Origin of the sequence: Duganella levis (assembly GCF_009857605.1) — a bacterium.
GTDB classification, from domain to species: domain Bacteria; phylum Pseudomonadota; class Gammaproteobacteria; order Burkholderiales; family Burkholderiaceae_D; genus Rugamonas; species Rugamonas levis.
In genome coordinates, this window is sequence record NZ_WWCT01000022.1 from 30,733 (window position 1) to 49,532 (window position 18,800).

The 18,800-nt window shown below is 63.6% G+C and carries 16 protein-coding genes; 10 read left to right on the forward strand and 6 right to left on the reverse strand.

The window, feature by feature from the left end; genetic code table 11:
• Positions 1-8: 8 nt before the first annotated feature.
• A complete protein-coding gene (locus GTP69_RS23160) occupies positions 9-872 on the reverse strand; it encodes a substrate-binding periplasmic protein (RefSeq protein ID WP_161057082.1) in 864 nt (287 codons plus the stop codon).
• Positions 873-920: 48 nt separating this feature from the next.
• On the reverse strand, positions 921-1,400 hold the full coding sequence (locus tag GTP69_RS23165; RefSeq protein WP_161057083.1) for a hypothetical protein: 480 nt from the start codon (positions 1,398-1,400) through the stop codon (positions 921-923).
• 184 nt (positions 1,401-1,584) lie between these two features.
• On the opposite strand from GTP69_RS23165, the gene GTP69_RS23170 reads away from it, so the two are divergent.
• Together GTP69_RS23170 and GTP69_RS23175 are read left to right on the forward strand one after the other, a co-directional pair.
• Positions 1,585-2,841 (forward strand): cupin domain-containing protein, encoded by a 1,257-nt coding sequence (locus GTP69_RS23170; protein WP_110846584.1) that lies wholly within the window; start codon positions 1,585-1,587, stop codon positions 2,839-2,841.
• 83 nt (positions 2,842-2,924) lie between these two features.
• Positions 2,925-4,193, forward strand: a complete 1,269-nt coding sequence (locus GTP69_RS23175) for an Nramp family divalent metal transporter (RefSeq protein ID WP_161057084.1) — start codon at positions 2,925-2,927, stop codon at positions 4,191-4,193.
• A 5-nt stretch (positions 4,194-4,198) separates the two neighbouring features.
• Here the strand turns inward: GTP69_RS23175 and GTP69_RS23180 are convergent, their stop codons facing one another.
• Positions 4,199-5,113 carry a LysR family transcriptional regulator gene (locus GTP69_RS23180; RefSeq protein WP_161057085.1) on the reverse strand — a complete coding sequence of 305 codons (915 nt, stop codon included), beginning with the start codon at positions 5,111-5,113 and terminating at the stop codon, positions 4,199-4,201.
• A gap of 236 nt (positions 5,114-5,349) precedes the next feature.
• Here GTP69_RS23180 and GTP69_RS23185 point away from each other — a divergent pair, with 236 nt between their 5' ends.
• The 3 genes from GTP69_RS23185 (at position 5,350) to GTP69_RS23195 (ending at position 8,001) form a co-directional block, all read left to right on the forward strand.
• The gene (locus tag GTP69_RS23185; RefSeq protein WP_229261114.1) at positions 5,350-7,320 is read left to right on the forward strand and encodes an alpha/beta hydrolase family protein; all 1,971 of its coding nucleotides are present in this window, start codon (positions 5,350-5,352) and stop codon (positions 7,318-7,320) included.
• A gap of 87 nt (positions 7,321-7,407) precedes the next feature.
• On the forward strand, positions 7,408-7,692 hold the full coding sequence (locus tag GTP69_RS23190) for a type II toxin-antitoxin system RelE/ParE family toxin (protein WP_161057087.1): 285 nt from the start codon (positions 7,408-7,410) through the stop codon (positions 7,690-7,692).
• 12 nt (positions 7,693-7,704) lie between these two features.
• On the forward strand, positions 7,705-8,001 hold the full coding sequence (locus GTP69_RS23195; protein ID WP_161057088.1) for a HigA family addiction module antitoxin: 297 nt from the start codon (positions 7,705-7,707) through the stop codon (positions 7,999-8,001).
• Here the strand turns inward: GTP69_RS23195 and GTP69_RS23200 are convergent.
• Together GTP69_RS23200 and GTP69_RS23205 are read right to left on the reverse strand one after the other, a co-directional pair.
• Positions 7,955-8,968, reverse strand: coding sequence for a LacI family DNA-binding transcriptional regulator (locus GTP69_RS23200; RefSeq protein ID WP_161057089.1), 1,014 nt, complete (start codon positions 8,966-8,968; stop codon positions 7,955-7,957). The two genes, GTP69_RS23195 and GTP69_RS23200, sit on opposite strands and share 47 nt — an antisense overlap.
• A complete protein-coding gene (locus GTP69_RS23205; protein WP_161057090.1) occupies positions 8,955-9,770 on the reverse strand; it encodes a polysaccharide deacetylase family protein in 816 nt (271 codons plus the stop codon). Before GTP69_RS23205 ends, GTP69_RS23200 begins: the two co-directional genes overlap by 14 nt.
• 245 nt (positions 9,771-10,015) lie before the next feature.
• On the opposite strand from GTP69_RS23205, the gene GTP69_RS23210 reads away from it, so the two are divergent.
• The 5 genes from GTP69_RS23210 to GTP69_RS23230 all read left to right on the forward strand — a co-directional run bounded on the left by GTP69_RS23210 (position 10,016) and on the right by GTP69_RS23230 (position 17,789).
• Positions 10,016-12,919, forward strand: coding sequence for a TonB-dependent receptor (locus GTP69_RS23210; RefSeq protein ID WP_229261115.1), 2,904 nt, complete (start codon positions 10,016-10,018; stop codon positions 12,917-12,919).
• Between the two features lie 99 nt (positions 12,920-13,018).
• Positions 13,019-14,554, forward strand: coding sequence for a tryptophan halogenase family protein (locus GTP69_RS23215; RefSeq protein ID WP_161057092.1), 1,536 nt, complete (start codon positions 13,019-13,021; stop codon positions 14,552-14,554).
• An 11-nt stretch (positions 14,555-14,565) separates the two neighbouring features.
• Positions 14,566-15,267, forward strand: coding sequence for a SapC family protein (locus GTP69_RS23220; protein ID WP_161057093.1), 702 nt, complete (start codon positions 14,566-14,568; stop codon positions 15,265-15,267).
• The gene (locus tag GTP69_RS23225; protein ID WP_161057094.1) at positions 15,251-16,264 is read left to right on the forward strand and encodes a cupin-like domain-containing protein; all 1,014 of its coding nucleotides are present in this window, start codon (positions 15,251-15,253) and stop codon (positions 16,262-16,264) included. Before GTP69_RS23220 ends, GTP69_RS23225 begins: the two co-directional genes overlap by 17 nt.
• 10 nt (positions 16,265-16,274) lie before the next feature.
• Positions 16,275-17,789, forward strand: a complete 1,515-nt coding sequence (locus GTP69_RS23230; protein WP_161057095.1) for a tryptophan halogenase family protein — start codon at positions 16,275-16,277, stop codon at positions 17,787-17,789.
• Positions 17,790-17,874: 85 nt separating this feature from the next.
• On the opposite strand, the gene GTP69_RS23235 is transcribed toward GTP69_RS23230, so the two are convergent.
• Positions 17,875-18,765, reverse strand: coding sequence for a LysR family transcriptional regulator (locus tag GTP69_RS23235; RefSeq protein ID WP_161057096.1), 891 nt, complete (start codon positions 18,763-18,765; stop codon positions 17,875-17,877).
• Positions 18,766-18,800: the final 35 nt, after the last annotated feature.

The window sequence follows — 18,800 nt, forward strand, 5'->3', positions numbered from 1 at the left end:
AGCCTGAGCTACCTGACCGGGTGATACCAGAGCGCGCGCCGGTCGAGCGGCGTGGCGGCCGACAGCAGCGGATTGCGCAACTCAAACACGCGGCGCGCACCCAGCGTCGAGCGCGCCGTCATCTCGCCGAAGTACTCCTGGAATAGCCGCACATAGCTGCCATCGGCCAGCATGCTTTCCAGCCCGCGCTGGATGGCCGCCGCCAGTGCGGCATTGGATTTTTTAACGAAGAAGTAGAACGCGCTCGGGTAGTGCAGCGCTAGACCGGGCGCCACCACCAGTCCCTGCTGCGCAAACGCGGCCGCCTCGTGCCAGACTTCAAACACGGCGCGCGGAAAGTAATCGACCCGGCCCGACTCCAGCATCTTGAACATGCCGGCGTAGTCGGACGCGGTCTGCACCTTGTAGTGGTTGGCGCGCAGGATATCGGCGTCGGGCCAGTCGTGCCCTTGCAGCGCGTCCAGCGCCTGCAACTCGCTGGCCTGGCGGATGGCGCCGAAGCGCGCGGCGTCGCTTCGGCGTATCAGCAGCAGGCGCCAGCCGATCAGGCCCATGTCGAGCGGAATCCGTACCGGCAGGAGGTCGCGCTCGCGCGTCTGCGAAGTCATGGTCCACAACACATCGACCACGCGGCCCGCCTGCAACTCGGCCAGCGCGCGGTTTTGCCGCATCATCACGGCGGTCGGTTGCAGCGCGTAGTCGTGGCCGGAACGCGCCAGCGCCATGCGCAGCAGGCGCACCGGATAATGCTCGGCGCCGTCGCCATGCCCTTCCGCTTCCGATTGCGGATGCCGCACCAGCGTGGCGCCGCGCGCCGGTGTGATGCCCAGCGCCAGCGCGCTGCCCAGAATGAATCGTCTACGGTCGAACATGACCGAATATTAACTTAAAAGCAAGTCAACGTAAAATGACGAAATGTATCAACCATGGCGCGCCGCCAGCTTGGCACGCAGCTCCTTGATTTCGGCGGCGTAGTTGTCGCGCGCGGTGACCGCGCCCACCAGTTCCATCTCGGCCGTCAGCCGGGCGTCGGACAGCGCCGCCGCCGCCGCGACATTGCGCTCGATCTGCGCGCGCAGGTCGGCCAGTTGCGCATCCTTGCCTTCAATGGCCAGCTGGTCCTTGGCCTTGCCGACCAGCGCGTCGGTGGCGATGCTGCGGGCGTTGCGCAGCTCGGCCATCAGCTGGGCGATTTCCTCGTCACGCTCGTCGGCTAGCGCTTTGGCCTGGTCGCGCGCGGCGGCGGTGTCGGCCAGTTCGGCGCGGGCCGCCTGCAATTCCTCTTCGGTGCGCGCCAGCATCTCGCGCGGTCCGGCCACAGCCGCTTCCGCCGCCTGCTGCACCCAGTCGCCCAGCGCGCTGACGATAGCTTCAGGGATCTCCAGTCTCGGTGCGGTCATTGCGGGCTCCAGTCAAAATAGAACACACACAATACCGCAGGACATTGCCTTCGAGCAAGTCCAAGCCATCTATCAATCTCGCTTATGGCTGCGCCAAAGAAATACTGAATATTCATTGTCGCGTGCGGCCCCTACTATGACCTTACCGGGTGCATTCCGACATCCAGATATCAGGAGAACCAATATGACTGACTTGAAACGCCGCAGCGTCCTGGCCAATGCCGCCGCTGGCGCCGTCGCCCTGGGCGCCACCGCCGCCGTCAAAGCCGCCGAATTCGGCAACCCAGACCGTCCGCTGCAGGGTGCGATCAACTCCAGCGCCATCGCCAACGCCGAGCCCGGCCCGAAAAATACGATACTGCGCGACCAGATGCCATCGTTCACCAATCCGCCGCCGACCGACGTTGGCGGCATGGCGATTCCGTGGGCCTCGTTCAACCTGGCGCACAAGCGCATCCAGGACGGCGGCTGGGCGCGCGAAGTCACCACCAAGGCCTTCCCGATTTCCAAGGACATCGCCGGCGTCAACATGCGCCTCGGCCCTGGCGGCGTGCGCGAACTGCACTGGCACCAGCAGGCGGAATGGGCAATCATGGTCAGCGGCGAGGTGCGCATCACCACCATCGACAGCCTGGGCCGCGCAGAAGTGGCCGACGTCAAGACCGGCGACCTGTGGTACTTCCCGCCCGGCCTGCCGCATTCGCTGCAAGGCCTGGGCGCCGACGGCGGCGAGTTCGTGCTGGCCTTCGACAACGGCGCCGCCGGCGAGTTCAACACGCTGATGGTGTCCGAATGGCTGGCCCACACGCCGCCGGATATCCTGGCGCAAAACTTCGGCATCCCGGCCGACAAGTTCAAGAACATCCCGCTGGAGCAGCTATGGATTTACCAGGGCGCACCCGCCGGCCCGCTGGCCGCCGCCCAGGCGTATTCAGCCTCGTCCGCCGGCCGTCCCGACCATCCATTCATCTTCCGCACCGGCGCCATGGCGCCGACGCTGCGCCAGCCGGGCGGCGAAGTGAAGATTATCGACACCCGCAACTTCCCCATCTCCAAAACCGTGGCGGCGGCGCTGGTCACGCTGCGGCCGGGCGGCCTGCGCGAGATGCACTGGCATCCGGATGCCGATGAGTGGCAATACTTCATCCAGGGCAAGGGCAGCATGACGGTGTTCAACGCCGGCCCGGCGGCGCAGACGGTCGACTTCAACCCCGGCGACGTCGGCTATGTCGAGAAAAACCTCGGCCACTACGTCAAGAACACCGGCAGCACCGACCTGGTGTTCCTGGAACTGTTCAAGTCGGATCACTTCTCGGAAGTCACGCTGTCGCAATGGCTGGCCAACACGCCGCGTCAGCTGGTCAAAGAGCACCTGCGCGTGGACGACGCCACGCTCGACGTGATCCACAAGCTGAAAGACCGCCGCGACGTGCTGGCCTGAAGCCCCGGCGCCACCCGCCCGCCGCCGCGCCCGTCCAAGCGGGCGCGGCTGACTGAACCACGCTACCGCAGGAGAGCCGCCCCATGTTTGCCGCCATCGATAGCAAGGCCACCGTCGCCGCCATGCGCGACAGTCTCGACCATCCCCAGCGCGGCGCGCGCGGGCTGCTGGCGTTTGCCGGCCCGGCCGTGATCGCCTCGGTGGCGTATATGGACCCCGGCAACTTCGCCACCAATATCCAGGCCGGCTCCACCTATGGCTATCAACTGCTGTGGGTAGTGCTGCTGGCCAGCCTGGTGTCGATGCTGTTCCAGGCCATGTCGGCCAAGCTCGGCATCATCACCGGCCGCAGCCTGGCGGAACTGTGCCGCGACGAGTTTCCGCGTCCGGTGGTGATCGCCATGTGGCTGGGTTCGGAAGTGGCGGCGATGGCCACCGACCTGGCCGAATTCATGGGCGGTGCACTGGGCATCTCGCTGCTGTTTCATATCGCACTGGGCTGGGCGCTGATGATCACCGGCATCGTCACCTACGCCATCCTGTCGCTGGACAAGGCCGGCTTCCGGCCGCTGGAAATCGTCATCGGCGCGCTGGTCGCCGTGATCGGTCTTAGCTATCTGGCCGAGATGATCATCACGCCGCCGGACTGGCACGCGGCGCTGTTCCACAGCGTGGTGCCTGAGCTGCACGGCAAGGACGCGCTGATGCTGGCGGTCGGCATCGTCGGCGCCACCATCATGCCGCACTCGATTTATCTACATTCCGGCCTGACGCAGAACCGCGCGCCGGCACGCAACGACGAACAGCGCCTGCGGCTGGTGCGCTTCTCCAACCGCGAAGTGATGATCGCGCTCGGCATGGCCGGACTGGTCAACATGGCCATGGTGGCGATGGCAGCCAGCGCCTTCAGCAAGACCGCGCCCGGTATCGCCGACATCACCGTGGCCTACCACACGCTGACACCGGTGCTGGGCGCCGGCGCCGCGCTGCTGTTCCTGATCTCGCTGCTGGCGTCGGGCATTTCCAGTTCGGTGGTCGGCACCATGGCTGGCCAGAACATCATGCAGGGCTTTGTCGGTTTCCACATTCCGATGCTGGCGCGGCGCTTGATCACCATGGTGCCGGCGGTGCTGGTGTGCCTGACCGCCAATCCGATGACCGCCATGATCGACAGCCAGATCGTGCTCAGCATCGTGCTGCCGGTGCCGCTGATTGCGCTGGTGGTGCTGTCGTCGCGCCGCTCGATCATGGGCCGCTTTACCGCCGGCCGCAAGCTGACCTGCATGGCGGTGCTGGCCACAGCCGCCATCATCGGCCTCAACCTGGCGTTGCTGTGGCAGGCGCTGGCATGATGCGCTTACAGCACGGCCAACGGCGCCAGCCGCAGCGCCGCCTCGTCCAGCAAAAACTGGCGGAAGCTGCGCGCCACCGACGGCAACGGCCGGTCGCCGCAATGCACCACATGCCACTGGCGCTTGACCGGCAAGCCCTGCACCGCCAGCACCGTCAGCAGGCCGGCGCGCACATCGGCCTGCACCTCCTGCGCCGACAGCAGGCTGACGCCCATGCCGGCGATCACCGATTGCTTGATCGCCTCGCTGCACCCCAGCTCCATGAAGCGCGGCGGATTGGACAGGCTGAGGAAGATGTCGTCGGCGACGATGCGGGTATCGGTGCCGCTTTCGCGCACCAGCAGGCATTCGCTGGCGATGCGCGCCACCGGGATCTCGCGTTCGGCCGCCAGCGGATGCATGGGCGAGGCCACCAGCACGAAGGGATTGGCGGCAAACGGTTCTGCGGCCAGGCTGGGCAGGGACGGCGCGCGCACCATCACCGCCAGGTCCAGCTGGTCGGCGCGCAGCATCGACACCAGCTGTTCGCGCGGTCGCACCTGCATGTCCAGTTCCAGCCCGGCATGCTGCTGGAGAAACGCGTTAATCATGTGCGGGAAGAAGCGGCTGCCGGACGTGATCAGGCCGACCCGCAGGCGCTGCACGGCGCCAGTCATCAGGTCGGCCAGCGACTGCTCGGCGGCGTTCAGATCGGCCAGGATCACCTGGCAGTGGCGCAGCACCAGTGAGCCACCCTCGGTCAGCGCGATGCGCTTGCCGCTGTGTTGAAAGAGCGGCAAGCCGGCCAGTCCCTCCATCTGCTTGATCTGCATCGACACGGCCGGCTGGGTCAGGTGCAAGTCCTCCGCCGCGCGGGAAAAACTCAGGTTGCGCGCCACACTTTCAAAGATTTTAATCTGGCGTAGTGTTATGTGCTTCATAGGTGGATCAGTCTCCTTCCGCAGCCAGTGTAGGCAGCTTTGAATTGAGCGGCCCCTCCCGCTTGGCTAGCGGTAACCACTCATTCCAGCTATTAGACCATTCATCGCAACAGGCTGCAGGCTGTCGCTCCGGCGTGGCGCCAGCGTGTTAAATTGCTATCCTTGGTTTTCCATCCACTGACGATGAGGTATCCATGATCCGCTACGCCCTGCCTGCCCTGCTTCTGGCGAGTGTCTTGCCAGTTTATGCCCAGACTGCCGCCGCCGATGTGCCGCTGATCGAGCGCGGCAAGATTTTCGGCAACCCCAGCAAGACCGCCGCCAAGATCAGCCCGGACGGCAAATGGCTGTCGTGGATCGCGCCGCGCGACGGCGTGCTCAATGTGTGGGTGGCGCCGGCCGACAAGCTGTCCGACGCCAAGCCGCTGACCGACGAAAAAACCCGGCCGATCCGCAACAGTTTCTGGTCGCCCGATTCCAAGGTCGTGCTGTTCATCCAGGACAAGGGCGGCGACGAAAACTTCCTGCTGTACGGCGTCAACGTCGCCAGCGGCAAGCAGACCAACTACACGCCGTTTGAAAAGACCCGCGCACAAGTTCTGCAGATCAGCAACAAGATCAAGGACCGCATCCTGATTGGCGTCAACAACCGCGATGCCCGCTGGCACGACGTCTACAGCCTCGACCTGGCCAGCGGCAAGCTGACGCTGGTGCTGCAGAACGACGGCTACGCCGGCTATCTGGCCGACGACCAACTGAAGCTGCGCATCGCCGAGAAAGCCCGTAACGACGGCGGCACCACTTACTACCGCATCACCGACGGCAAGATCGACACCACGCCGCTGACCGAAGTAGGCCTGGACGATTCGCAGACCACCAATGCCTGGAGCTTTACCGCCGACGGCAAAACGCTGTACTGGACCGATGCGCGCAACCGCAATACCGCCGCGCTGATTGCCCAGGATGTCGCCACTGGCAAGAACACCGTCATCGCCGAGGATGTCCGCGCCGATATCGGCGGCGCCCTGGCGGACAAGCAGACCGGCCGCCTGCTGGCCTACAGCGTCGACTACCTGAAGCCGGAATATGTCGCGCTGACCAACGACCTGAAAGCCGACCTGGACTTCCTGAAGAAAAACGCCAAGGGCCAGTTCACCATCACCTCGCGCACCGATGCGGATGACAAGTGGCTGGTCGCGGTCGATCCCGTCACCGCGCCGGCCTCGACCTGGCTGTACGACCGCAAGGCCAAGAAGCTGACCCAGCTCTACGTCAGCCGGCCGGAGCTGGACGGCGCGCCGCTGGCGGCCATGCATCCGCAGGAGATCAAGTCGCGCGATGGGCTGACGCTGGTGTCCTACCTGACGCTGCCGAAATCGGTGGACGCCAACGGCAGCGGCAAGGCCAGCAAGCCGGTGCCGATGGTGCTGCTGGTGCACGGCGGGCCATGGGCGCGCGACGGTTTCGGCTACAACGGCTACCACCAGTGGCTGGCCAACCGCGGCTACGCGGTGCTGTCGGTGAACTACCGCGGCTCGACCGGCTTCGGCAAGAAATTCATCTCGGCCGGCGACCTGCAATGGGGCCGCAAGATGCATGACGACCTGATCGATGCGGTGGACTGGGCGGTCAAGAGCGGCGTCACCACGCCGGACAAAGTGGCCATCATGGGCGGCTCGTATGGCGGCTACGCCACGCTGGCCGGCCTGACGTTCACGCCGACCACCTTTGCCTGCGGCGTCGACATCGTCGGCCCGTCCAATCTGTTCACGCTGCTGCAAACCATTCCGCCGTATTGGGAGGCAGGCAAGCAGCAGTTCTACAAGCGCATGGGCGACCCGACCACCGACGCCGGCAAGGCTTTGCTGAAGGAACGCTCGCCACTGAACTTTGCCGCCGACATCCAGCGGCCGCTGCTGATCGGCCAGGGCGCCAACGACCCGCGCGTCAACGTGCGCGAGTCGGAACAGATTGTGGCGGCGATGGCGGCCAAGAATATTCCGGTGACGTATGTCGAGTTCCCGGATGAAGGCCACGGCTTTGCGCGGCCGGTCAACAACATCGCCTTCAACGCCGTGACCGAAAACTTCCTGGCCAAATGCCTGAGCGGCCGCGCCGAACCGATCGGCGGCGCCCTCAAAGCCTCGACCGCGCAAGTCAAACACGGCGCCGAATTCGCCCCCGGCCTGGCGGACGCCATCAAGTAAGACCATCACCCTTGTGCTGCCTCAGTAGCTGACTGAGGCACGCACGATACGCTGGCGGTATTCCCCCGCCGCCAGCGATGGTCGACAATGCCGATACAGTCCTTTAAATGCAGAGACACGGAAAAAGTGTTTAACAACCTTGCTGTGCCGAGGTTCGTTCAGTTTCGGTCCGCGCTTGAACGAAAGCTGCGGCAACTGAATATTGCGAACGACCTTGATGACTTAAGAGTTCCAACAGGAAATCGCCTGGAAGCGCTGGCCGGTACACGCCAAGGACAACATAGTATCCGGATCAATAAGCGCTACAGGATTTGCTTCGTGTGGACCGCCGCTGGACCGTCTGAAGTCGAGGTGGTGGATTATCACAGCTAGAAGGAGGTAAGCATGCTTGAAGATAAAATGCGCCCGATTCATCCAGGCGAAATCCTGCGCGAGGATTTCATGGTGCCGTTAAAAATGAAGCCTGTGGCGTTTGCCAATATGCTCGACTTGCCGGTTGCGGTAGTCGCCGAAGTGCTTGGAGAGAAACGCAGCGTATCCACCGAAATTGCCGCGCATATCGTGCGGCATTTTGGTGGGCACGTGGATTTCTGGCTACGCCTTCAGCAAAGCTACGACGAGAAAATCACCCAGCTTAAACCTGGCCAGCCCTGGCCAGCGACGCGCGCAGTGTCATCGTGACGGGGTAGTTGCGGGTGACGGGGCGTTGCAGGTCGTAGCAGCGGTTCAGCAGGTCGCTGACGCCGTTCTGCGTCATCTCACGCCATGGCATGTGCACGGTGCTCAGGCGCGGAGCGAAGAACTCGGCGCTAGGCGTGTCGTCGTAGCCGATGACGGAAATCTCGTGCGGCACGCGGATACCCGCTTCCTGGAAGTACGACAGCGCACCCGCCGCCATCTCATCGTTGGCGCAAAACATCGCGGTACAGCGCCGCCCGGATTCCACCAGTTCTTTGGCCGCCGACCAGCCGCCCGCCGGCGAGAAGTCTTTCTCCACCGCCCACATGGTGCCCGTGTCGATGCCGGCCGCCGTCAGCTCCACCTTGAACGCCGCCACCCGCGCCACGTTATCCGGCAAGCTGGCCGGCCCGGACACCAGCGCGATCTCGCGGTGCCCATGATCCAGCAAGGTGCGCGCAGCGATCTTGCCGCCCAGCTTGTGATCGACCGTGAAGCACTGCCCGGAGATGCTGTCGAAATAATGATTGAGCACCACCATCGGCTTGGGACGCGGCCCCAGCACGCTCAAGTCTTCCTCTTGCAACACATTGGTCATCAGGATCAGCCCATCGCAACCGCGCTCGACCAGAAACGCCAGCCCTTCGATGGCCTGCTGGCGCGCCCCGCCCAGCCCGGCGCCAAACGCCACCACCATATGCAGCCCGGCCGCGCGCAATTCGTTGTCGATGATTTGCAGGATAGGCGTATAAAACGTCCCGCTCAGCACCGGAATGTACACGCCGACCATCTTGCTATTGCCGGACAACAGCGTGCGCGCCGCATGCGACGGCCGGAAGCCCAACTGGTCGATGGCGGCCCGCACCTTGACCAGCGTGGCCGGCGACACCGAACCCTTGCCGCTCACCACCCGCGATGCCGTGCCAAGCCCTACGCCCGCCAGGCGGGCTACGTCTTTAATGGTCGCCACGTTGAGTCTTCACATAAGTCATGATGTTCAGGAAAGTATCGGTCCAGTAGCGCTGCCGGTTGGCCGCAAGGTACTGTAACAGTTCCTCGTGCGCAGCGGCACTGGTCGTCAGATAGTCGCCACCGACGCCGTGAAAGGTGAAATTGACCATGGTTCCCTTCGCCGCCGCCTGCTGCACAATCGCAATCAGCTGCTGGCCGCTCAGGCCTTCCGGCGCATATACGCCCACCGCCGACGGATTCAGCGTGGCCATCGACGGCGTTACCGCCTCGCCTCCCACCTTGATAGCGACAAACGCCGGCGCCACCGCTTTCAGGTAGTCGGCGCCGGCCGCCAGCGTATCGCCGCACGGCACGGTGTAGGTGCGTTCGCGCTTGCCGTCGATCGCGTACAGCATGGTATTGCCCAGCATGACCTGGTCCTGCATTTGCGCCACGCTGGTGGTGTCGAGGTCGCGCTGCGGCTGTACCCACTCATGCCCCGGCGCGCGCCGCGAGCATTGGTGGAACAGGCTGTGATTGCCCAGCTCGTGACCGTTGCGGGCCGCCGCGCGCCATGCCGCCATCCGCTTGTCCACCGCCGGATTGGACAGTTGCAGGTAAAAACTGCCCTTCAGCCCGGCACGGTCCAGCGCCGGAATGGCGATATCCAGCTGCGAATCGAGCGCGTCGTCATACGCCAGGCTGACCGCCGCCTGGGCGCCGTGCGGCCATTGGAAAGGTAATCCATTTTGCGCCGCAACAACGCCCGATAAGACGCTCATCCACGCCGCCGCCAGCACCTGCAAAGTCGATATTTTCATCAAAAGTGTCTCTTTTTGGAAACGTTCCCAGATCATGTTGCACGCCTTATCTTCCTATGTCAACCAAAACGGGTGCACAATTTTAAGGCATGCCAAATTGACTTTGAATTTCGATCAATGCTATATTCGCCATGTTAATTGGAAAGGTTTCCAAGAACACGGTAAAAAGTAGCAGGCAGGCGGTTGATAAAAACACAGAAAACACAGGAGATGACATGCATTATCCGAAGGCACGACAAACATTGATGAGCCTGGCAGTAGCCAGCGCATGCGCGGCCGCCGCCGTGCCAGCCATGGCGCAAGACGCCCCGGTCAAAGCGGCGGAAGCAACGGATGTTCAGAGCGTCGTCGTGACCGGCCTGCGCCAGTCACTGATTTCGTCGATGAACCTGAAACGCAATTCCGACGGTATCGTCGACGGCATCGTCGCCGAAGACATCGGCAAGTTCCCTGATACCAACCTGGCCGAGTCGCTGCAACGCATTTCCGGCGTCTCCATCGACCGCTCGATCGGCGAGGGTTCGAAGATCACCGTGCGCGGCGTCGGTCCCGACTTCAATCTGGTGCTGCTGAACGGCCGCCAGATGCCGACCTCCAATTTGGGCGACCTGAACGGCCGCGCCTTCGACTTCGCCAACCTGGCGTCGGAAGCCATCTCGCAGATCCAGGTCTACAAGACCAGCCGCGCGGAAAACGCCACCGGCGGCATCGGCGCCACCGTCAACGTCATGACCGCCAAGCCGTTCGACCGTCCTGGCATGCACGCCAGCATCGGCGCCAAGGCGGTGTACGACACCTCCAACGACAACCTGCCGTCCGACGTCCAAGCCAACCGTTCGCTAACGCCGGAAGTCTCGGGCCTGTACTCCAATACCTTCGCCAACAACACGATTGGCGTGGCGCTGACCGGCAGCTACCAGGAACGCAACCTGGGCTATAACACCGCCGCCGTCTCCAACGGCTGGAAAGGCCCGTACGCCGGCAACACCGGCCCGCTGATCGGTGCCGGCAACCAGGTCACCAACGCCCCCGGTGCGACCGACCTGTACTCGCTGCCGCAAAACTTGAACTACAACTTCAACGGCGTCAAACGCCAGCGCACCAACGCCCAGCTGACCTTGCAATACAAGCCGGTCGACTCGCTGGTCACCACGCTGGACTACACCTACTCGGAAAACAAGATCCAGACCAAGCGCAACGACATCTCGGCCTGGTTCAACTTCGGCCCGTCGGCCAGCTCGTGGACCAAGGGTTCGCCAACCAGCCCAACCAGCTGGACCGAGTTCGTCTCCGGCAGCGACATCGCCATGGGCGCCGCCGACTTCGCCACCAAGACGCAGAACAAATCGCTGGGCTTCAACGCCGTCTGGAAAGCCACCAACACCCTGCGCTTCGAGCTGGATACCCACCATTCGACCGCCGAGTCCGGCGCCGACAGCCCGTTCGGTTCCAGCAACACGCTGGGCACCGCCAGCTTCAGCCGCGGCAACACCACGGTCGACTTCAGCAAGGACTTCCCGGTGCTGAGCATCCAGGGCGCCGACTTCGTCAAGGCCGGCCAGCAAGTCACCGGCTCGGTGTTCACCAACTCCTACATGAAGGGTGAAGTGGACCAGACCCAGGTCAAGGGAGCATGGAAAGTGCTGGAAGCGTCCGAGCTGAAATTCGGCGGCAGCTTCAACAAGGTCGAGAACCGTTCCGCCTTCTCCAACCAGCAGCGCGACACCTGGGGCGGCGCCACCAGCCCGGCCGACTACCCAAGCAGCGTCTGGCACCCGAACTCGATCGGTCAGTACTTCGACAAGATCAACGGCAGCGCCAACCCGAACCTGTTCAATCAGTTCTACACCTTTAACTTTGCCCAGGTGCGCCAGATCGCCGCTACCGCGTCCGGCCTGCCGGCGCTGTACATGCCGAAGAGCACCTTCGACAACGACGCCCGCACCCAGGAAAAATCCAAGTCGGCCTTCGTCCAGTTCAATACCGACTGGGACACCAAGTTCCCGATCCGCACCGCCATCGGCGTGCGCTACGAGAAGACCGACGTCATCTCGACCGCGCTGGTACCGGCCGCGACCGCCATCAGCTGGGTCTCGCAGAACGAGTTCCCGATCACCTTCGGCGCGCCGACCTTCACCACGCTGGGCGGCTCCTACCACAACGTGCTGCCGAGCTTCGACTCCGACATCGAGCTGACGCCGACCCAGAAACTGCGCTTCAGCGCCGGCGAAACCATCGGCCGTCCACGCTATGACCAGATCCAGGGCGGCCAGACGCTGAACTCGCTGGTACGGACCGACGGCGGCACCGGCTCGCAAGGCAACCCGGCGCTGAAACCGGTCAAGTCCAAGAATCTGGACCTGTCCTACGAGTGGTACTACGGCAAGCAGAACTTCTTCTCGGTCGGCTACTTCAAGAAAGACCTGGAAAACTACGCCGGTCAATCGCAGATCGACGCCACTCCGTTCAACCTGCACACGCCAGTCGGCGGTGCGTTGTGGAACGAGGCGCTGTCGGCCGGCAAGTGCCTGGCGTCGGATACCACCTGCATCCGCCAGTACATCTTCGCCAACCACCCGACCGCACCGGGCGTCACCGCGCCAGGCGTGAACGGCAACGTCAACGGCACCATCGTTGGCCAGCCTAGCGACCCGATCGCCAACTTCCGCATCACCTCCTTCTCCAACCAGAAGAAGGCCAGCCTCAGCGGCGTCGAGCTGAACTTGCAGCACATGTTCGGCGACAGCGGCTTTGGCGTGTCGACCAACTACACCTATGTGCACTCGGGCCTGCGCTACGACAACAACAAGGTGGGCGAGCAGTTTGCGCTGGTGGGCTTGTCGAACTCGTCGAACGTGGTCGGTATCTACGAGGACAAGAAGTTCACCGCGCGCGTGGCCTACAACTGGCGTGGCGAGTTCCTGTCGTCGACCTTCGACGGCTCCGGTCCTAACCCGCAGTATGTGGAAGCGTACGGTCAGGTCGACATCAGCCTGGGCTACAACTACAACGACAAGCTGAGCTTCCAGATCGAGGGCATCAACGTCGGCAACTCGATCCAGCGCGTGCATAGCCGTACCCAGAACCAGCTGGAATCGGTGACGCAAGCCGGACCGCGCTACATGGTCGGCGCGCGCTACAAGTTCTAACTCACTGTTGTAACTTCACCACGAAAAGCCGCTGCGGATCAGCTTAACCCGCAGCGGCTTTTCAGTTACACTTCCTGCAACTCACTGACAAGGCAAGCTATGCTGCAACGCATCGTGATCGTCGGCGGTGGTTCAGCCGGCTGGCTCACGGCCGGCCTGATCGCGGCAGAACACCGCGCCACCGCGCCGGACGGCCTCCACATCACCCTGATCGAATCGCCGGACGTGCCGCCCATCGGCGTCGGCGAAGGCACCTGGCCCAGCATGCGCGACACGCTGCGCCGCATCGGCGTGTCCGAATCCGATTTCTTCCGCGAGTGCGACGCCGCCTTCAAGCAAGGCTCGCGCTTCAACCGCTGGAGCACCGGCAGCGACGACGACGCCTACTTCCACCCGTTCTCGCTGCCGCAAGGCCATGGCGAGGTCAACCTGCCCGAGCAATGGCTGGCGCAGCATCCACACATCCCGTTCGCGGACCTGGTCAGCTTCCAGCCGCACCTGTGCGTGGCGGGCCGCGCGCCGAAACAGGTCGTGACGCCGGAATACGCCTCGGTGGCCAACTACGGCTACCACCTGGACGCCGGAAAATTCGGCGTGTTCCTGCGCAAGCACTGCCTGGAAAAGCTCGGCGTGCACTACGTGCCGGACCACGTCACCGCCGTCAATTCGCATGAAAATGGCGACATCGCCTCGCTGCAAACGGTCAAGCACGGCGCTGTTGAAGGCGAGCTGTTCATCGACTGCACCGGCATGCAATCGCTGCTGCTGGGCCAGCACTACGGCATCCCGCTGATCAGCCAGAAGCACGTGCTGTACAACGACTCGGCGCTGGCGGTCCAGATCCCCTACCCGGCCGACGACTATCCGATCGCCTCGCAGACCTCGTCCACCGCGCAGAGCGCCGGCTGGATCTGGGACATCGGCCTGCCGACCCGGCGCGGCGTCGGCCACGTCTACGCCAGCGGCTACATCAGCGACGACCAGGCCGAAGCCGAATTGCACGCCTACATCGTGCAGACCGGCGGCCCGCACGACATTCCGCAGCCGCGCAAACTGACCTTCAATCCCGGCTACCGCGAAAAATTCTGGCATCGCAACTGCGTCGCCATCGGCCTGTCGGCCGGCTTCATCGAACCGCTGGAAGCATCGGCGCTGGCCATCGTCGAAATGTCGGCTGCCATGGTCAGTGACGACCTGCCGGCCAGCCGCGAGGCGATGGACATCGTCGCCAGGCGCTTCAACGAAGCCTTCCGCTACCGCTGGGAACGGGTGATCGACTTCCTCAAGCTGCACTACGTGCTGAGCCAGCGCCGCGACAGCGCCTACTGGCGCGACAACACCGCCGACGCGCCGGAACGCCTGGCGGAGCTGCTGACCTTGTGGCGTCACCGCGCGCCGTCGCGCAGCGACTTCAACCGCATCGAAGAAGTCTTTCCGGCCGCCAGCTACCAGTACATCCTGTACGGCATGGGCTTCCGCAGCGACTTCAGCCGCGCGCCGAAACCGCACGAGGCCGCACAATCTGACGCGTACTTCCAGGAAGCTGCTACATTAACGAAAAAAATGTTGCACGGGCTACCGGACAACCGGTCGCTGATTAACCATATCAAGCTTCACGGCTTGCAAAAAATATAGAACGAGACACTATGCCTAACCCGGTTTTACTGAACAATATCGATCACAAGGATCTGCGCGTCATCACCCGCCGCGGCGCCGCCTATGGCGACCAGCTGATGGCCGTGCCCACCTTCCCGTCGGAATTCCGCGACGTGCAAGCCTGCTACCCGATCGTCTTCCACAAGACCACGGACGGCCTCGGCTTCGAGCCGCTTGCGCTGTTCGGCTTCCAGGACGGTGAAAACCTGTTCCTGCAAGGCGAGCGCTGGGATGCACCGTATATCCCGATGATGGTCGAGCGCCAGCCCTTCCTGATCGGCCTCAACGGCGCCGAACTAATGGTCAATGTCGACCTCGACCACCCGCGCGTCAGCCGCAGCGAAGGCGAGGAAGTATTCAAGCCGCACGGCGGCACCACCGACTACCTCGACCGCGCCAACTCGCTGCTGTTCGCCATCCACGAAGGCATGCAGGCGCTGCCTGGTTTCTTGCAGGCGCTGCTTGATAACGAATTATTGGAAAGCTTTACACTCGATGTCGAACTGGACGACGGTTCGCAGAACCGCCTGATCGGTTTCTACACCATCAACGAAGACCGTCTGCAAACCTTGGGTGGCGACGCCATCGTCAAGCTGCACCAGGCCGGCCACCTGCAGGCGATTTACCTGATCCTGGCGTCGCTGTCCAACTTCCGCATGCTGATCGACCGCAAGAATGCCAGCCTCGCCTGAACCCATCCGCGAGATCGCCGGCCTGGGCCCGGCCGATCTCACTGACGCGATCCTGACCTCTACCCAGCCGCTGGTGCTGCGCGGCCTGGCCGCCAGCTGGCCGATGGTGCGCGCCGCGCGGGAAGGCGACCGTGCCGGCCTCGACTACCTGCGCCAGCACTACCAGGACGCCACCGTCGGCGCCATGCTGGGCGGTGCCGACGCCGGTGGCCGCTTCTTCTACAACGACACCGTGGACGGCTTCAACTTCCAGCCAGTGCACGCCAAGCTGACCGGCGTGCTGGAGGAAATCGAGAACAAGCTGGCGCTCGACCCGGCGCCGACCATCTACGTCGGCTCGACCACCATCGACACCTGCCTGCCCGGCTTCCGCCAGCAGAACGATCTCGACCTCGGCCAGCGCGACGCCTTGGCCAGCATCTGGATCGGCAACCGCACCCGCATCGCCGCCCATTACGACCTGCCGGACAATGTGGCGGTGGTGGCGGCCGGGCGTCGCCGCTTCACGCTGTTCCCGCCGGAGCAGCTACCCAACCTGTACGTCGGCCCGATCGATTTCACGCCGGCCGGCCAGGCCATCAGCCTGGTCGATTTCCACCAGCCGGACTTCGACAAGTATCCGAAATTCGCCGAAGCGCTGCGCCACGCGCAAAGCGCCGAACTGGAAGCAGGCGACGCCATTTTCATCCCCAGCATGTGGTGGCATCACATTGAGGCGCTGTCGCCGTTCAATGTGCTGGTCAACTACTGGTGGCGGCAGTCGCCCGAGTACATGGACACGCCGACCAACGCCCTGATGGCGGCCTTCCTCACCATGCGCGACCTGCCGTTAGAGCAGCGCAAGGCATGGCAGGAAATCTTCCGTCATTACATATTCGAAGCCGACACAGAAACGGCTGCCCATATTCCGGCACACGCACGCGGCGTGCTGTCGCCACTGACAGCCGATGGTGCACGCGCGCTGCGCGGGCATTTGCTTAAAAAATTAAATCGCTAGAGGAGACACAATGCGAGATCCAAACAATCGCCAGCCGGTGCGCCGGGTGGTCATCTGCGGCGGCGGCACCGCCGGCTGGATGGCCGCCACCGGCATCGCCAAAGTGCTGGGCAAACAGCTCGACATCAAACTGATCGAGTCGGAAGAAATCGGCACCGTCGGCGTCGGCGAAGCCACCATCCCGACGCTGACCAACTTCCACAACGTGCTGGAGATTAACGAGCAGGAATTCATGGCCGAAACCCAGGCCACCTTCAAGCTCGGCATAAGCTTTGAAAGCTGGCGCAATCTCAAGGAAGACTACATCCACTCGTTCGGCACCACCGGCATCGACCACTGGACCGCCGGCTTCCAGCACTTCTGGCACAAGGGCGTGCAGCGCGGCCTGGCCGGCGACTTCGGCGACTACTGCCTGGAGCTGAAGGCATCGAAGGAAAACCGCTTCGCCCACCTGCCCAACAACGGCATGAACTACGCCTACCATCTGGACGCCAGCCGCTACGCCAAGTTCCTGCGCCGCCTGAGCGAACCGCGCGGCGTGCAGCGCATCGAAGGCAAGATCGTCCGCTTCAACAAGCACGACAACGGCGACGTGCGCTCGGTGGTGCTGGCCTCCGGCCAGGAAATCGAAGGCGACTTCTTCATCGACTGCACCGGCTTCCGCGCGCTGCTGATCGGCGAGGCGATGGACGAGCCGGTGGAAGAATGGTCGCAATGGCTGTTCTGCGACCGCGCCATCGCGGTGCAGACCACGGCGATTGCCGACGCCGTACCGCTGACGCGCTCCATGGCGCACCAGGCCGGCTGGCAGTGGCGCATTCCGCTGCAACACCGGGTCGGCAACGGCATCGTCTATTCGAGCCGCTATCTGGATGAAGAGACCGCGCACAAGCAGCTGCTGGCCAACGTCGAAGGCAAGACCCTGATCGAGCCGCGCGTGATCAAGTTCCAGCCGTGCCAGCGGCGCCAGACGTGGAAGGGCAACGTGGTGGCGATCGGCCTGTCGAGCGGTTTCCTGGAGCCGATCGAATCGACCAGCATCCACCTGATCCAGCGCAGCGTGATCCGCCTGATGCAAATGTTCCCGTCCGACGGCATCCAGCAGGCCGACATCGACGAGTACAACAACCAGTGCAACAGCGAGATCAACCACATCCGCGACTTCATCATCCTGCACTACCACGCCAACAACCGCACCGATTCGCAGTTCTGGATCGACGCGCGCGAGATGAAGATTCCGGCCTCGCTGCAGCACCGCATCGACCTGTTCCGCGAAACCGGCCGCGTGTTCCGCGTGCCGAACGAACTGTTCGCGGAAAACTCGTGGATCCAGGTGATGATCGGCCAGGGCATCATGCCGAAGTCGCACCACTCGACGGCCGACCTGATGGGCGACGAGGAACTGAAAGCCTTCCTCGGCAACATCAAGAGCCGCATCGACCGCACCGTGGTGCAGCTGCCGACCCACCAGGCCTACGTGCAGCGCTACTGTGGCCGCCCGGACGAAGGCGCGAAAGCCGCCTGACCCCACGAGCCTTTAGTGATACGCAAGCCTTACCACTTAGGGGTCTGACCCCGTACGGGGTCAGACCCCACCTGGCGGTGCGGGTCTATGAACCGAGCCGCTCCACCAGCTGGTCAAACACCAGCCGGATGCGGGCCGGTACCGGCCCGCGCTGCGGCCGATACACATAAATATCCCACGGGTCCGATTGCAGCTTTTGCTGCACCGGCACCAGCCAGCCGCTGGCGATATGCGGATCGGCCATAAAGCCCGGTAGCTGGCCGAATCCAAGACCAGCCATGATGGCGTCAAACTCCGCTTCCGAATCGCTGCTCAGGAAACGCGGATTCACCGGCGAGATATGCAAGCCGCCGGCAAAGTACCAAGGCCACGCCTTGCCCGTGCTGTGATCGCGCAGCGAGGTGGTCGGCAACGCATGCAGATCCTCCACCTGCTTCGGCTTGCCGTGCCGCGCAATCAACTCCGGCGTACCCACCGTGCGAAACGGTTGCGGCGCCACGCTGCGCGCCACGTAGCGGCTGTCGCGCATTGAGCCGAAGCGCACGCCGATATCGATGCGGTCGTCCACCACGTCGGCATGGGTATCGCTGAACTGCACGTCGAAGCGCAGCTGCGGATGGTCGCGACCCAGCGCGCTCAGCACCGGCAGCATCAGCATGCGGCCCAGCGCCACCGGCGCCGTCAGCCGCACCAGTCCTTCCATCTGCGCCGTTGCCACTTCGGCCGGCGGCTGGAACAGCGCATCGACCCGCTGCACGCTGTCGCGCGCCTGCGCCGCCAGGAGTTCGCCGTAAGTGGTGATCTGGATCCCGCGCGTATTCCGGTGGAATAGCAACTCGCCCTGCGCCGCCTCCAGATCCTGCACCGCGCGCGTCACCGCCTGCGGCGAAATCCGCAACCGCACCGCCGCCTCCTTGAAGCTGCGCGCTTCCGCTGCCGCCACGAAGATGCGCAACATTTCCAATCGATTGAGCATGATTTTTATAATTCCAGAAAATGGAATTCTCAAAT

Bases quoted from the DNA above. Each gene is read 5' to 3' on its own strand.
- GTP69_RS23215 (WP_161057092.1), top strand. From the start codon at position 13,019: ATGCTGCAACGCATCGTGATCGTCGGCGGTGGTTCAGCCGGCTGGCTC.
- GTP69_RS23160 (WP_161057082.1), bottom strand. From the start codon at position 872: ATGTTCGACCGTAGACGATTCATTCTGGGCAGCGCGCTGGCGCTGGGC.
- GTP69_RS23165 (WP_161057083.1), bottom strand. From the start codon at position 1,400: ATGACCGCACCGAGACTGGAGATCCCTGAAGCTATCGTCAGCGCGCTG.
- GTP69_RS23180 (WP_161057085.1), bottom strand. From the start codon at position 5,113: ATGAAGCACATAACACTACGCCAGATTAAAATCTTTGAAAGTGTGGCG.
- GTP69_RS23190 (WP_161057087.1), top strand. From the start codon at position 7,408: ATGCCGATACAGTCCTTTAAATGCAGAGACACGGAAAAAGTGTTTAAC.
- GTP69_RS23195 (WP_161057088.1), top strand. From the start codon at position 7,705: ATGCTTGAAGATAAAATGCGCCCGATTCATCCAGGCGAAATCCTGCGC.
- GTP69_RS23210 (WP_229261115.1), top strand. From the start codon at position 10,016: ATGAGCCTGGCAGTAGCCAGCGCATGCGCGGCCGCCGCCGTGCCAGCC.
- GTP69_RS23225 (WP_161057094.1), top strand. From the start codon at position 15,251: ATGCCAGCCTCGCCTGAACCCATCCGCGAGATCGCCGGCCTGGGCCCG.
- GTP69_RS23175 (WP_161057084.1), top strand. From the start codon at position 2,925: ATGTTTGCCGCCATCGATAGCAAGGCCACCGTCGCCGCCATGCGCGAC.
- GTP69_RS23170 (WP_110846584.1), top strand. From the start codon at position 1,585: ATGACTGACTTGAAACGCCGCAGCGTCCTGGCCAATGCCGCCGCTGGC.
- GTP69_RS23230 (WP_161057095.1), top strand. From the start codon at position 16,275: ATGCGAGATCCAAACAATCGCCAGCCGGTGCGCCGGGTGGTCATCTGC.
- GTP69_RS23220 (WP_161057093.1), top strand. From the start codon at position 14,566: ATGCCTAACCCGGTTTTACTGAACAATATCGATCACAAGGATCTGCGC.
- GTP69_RS23235 (WP_161057096.1), bottom strand. From the start codon at position 18,765: ATGCTCAATCGATTGGAAATGTTGCGCATCTTCGTGGCGGCAGCGGAA.
- GTP69_RS23205 (WP_161057090.1), bottom strand. From the start codon at position 9,770: ATGAAAATATCGACTTTGCAGGTGCTGGCGGCGGCGTGGATGAGCGTC.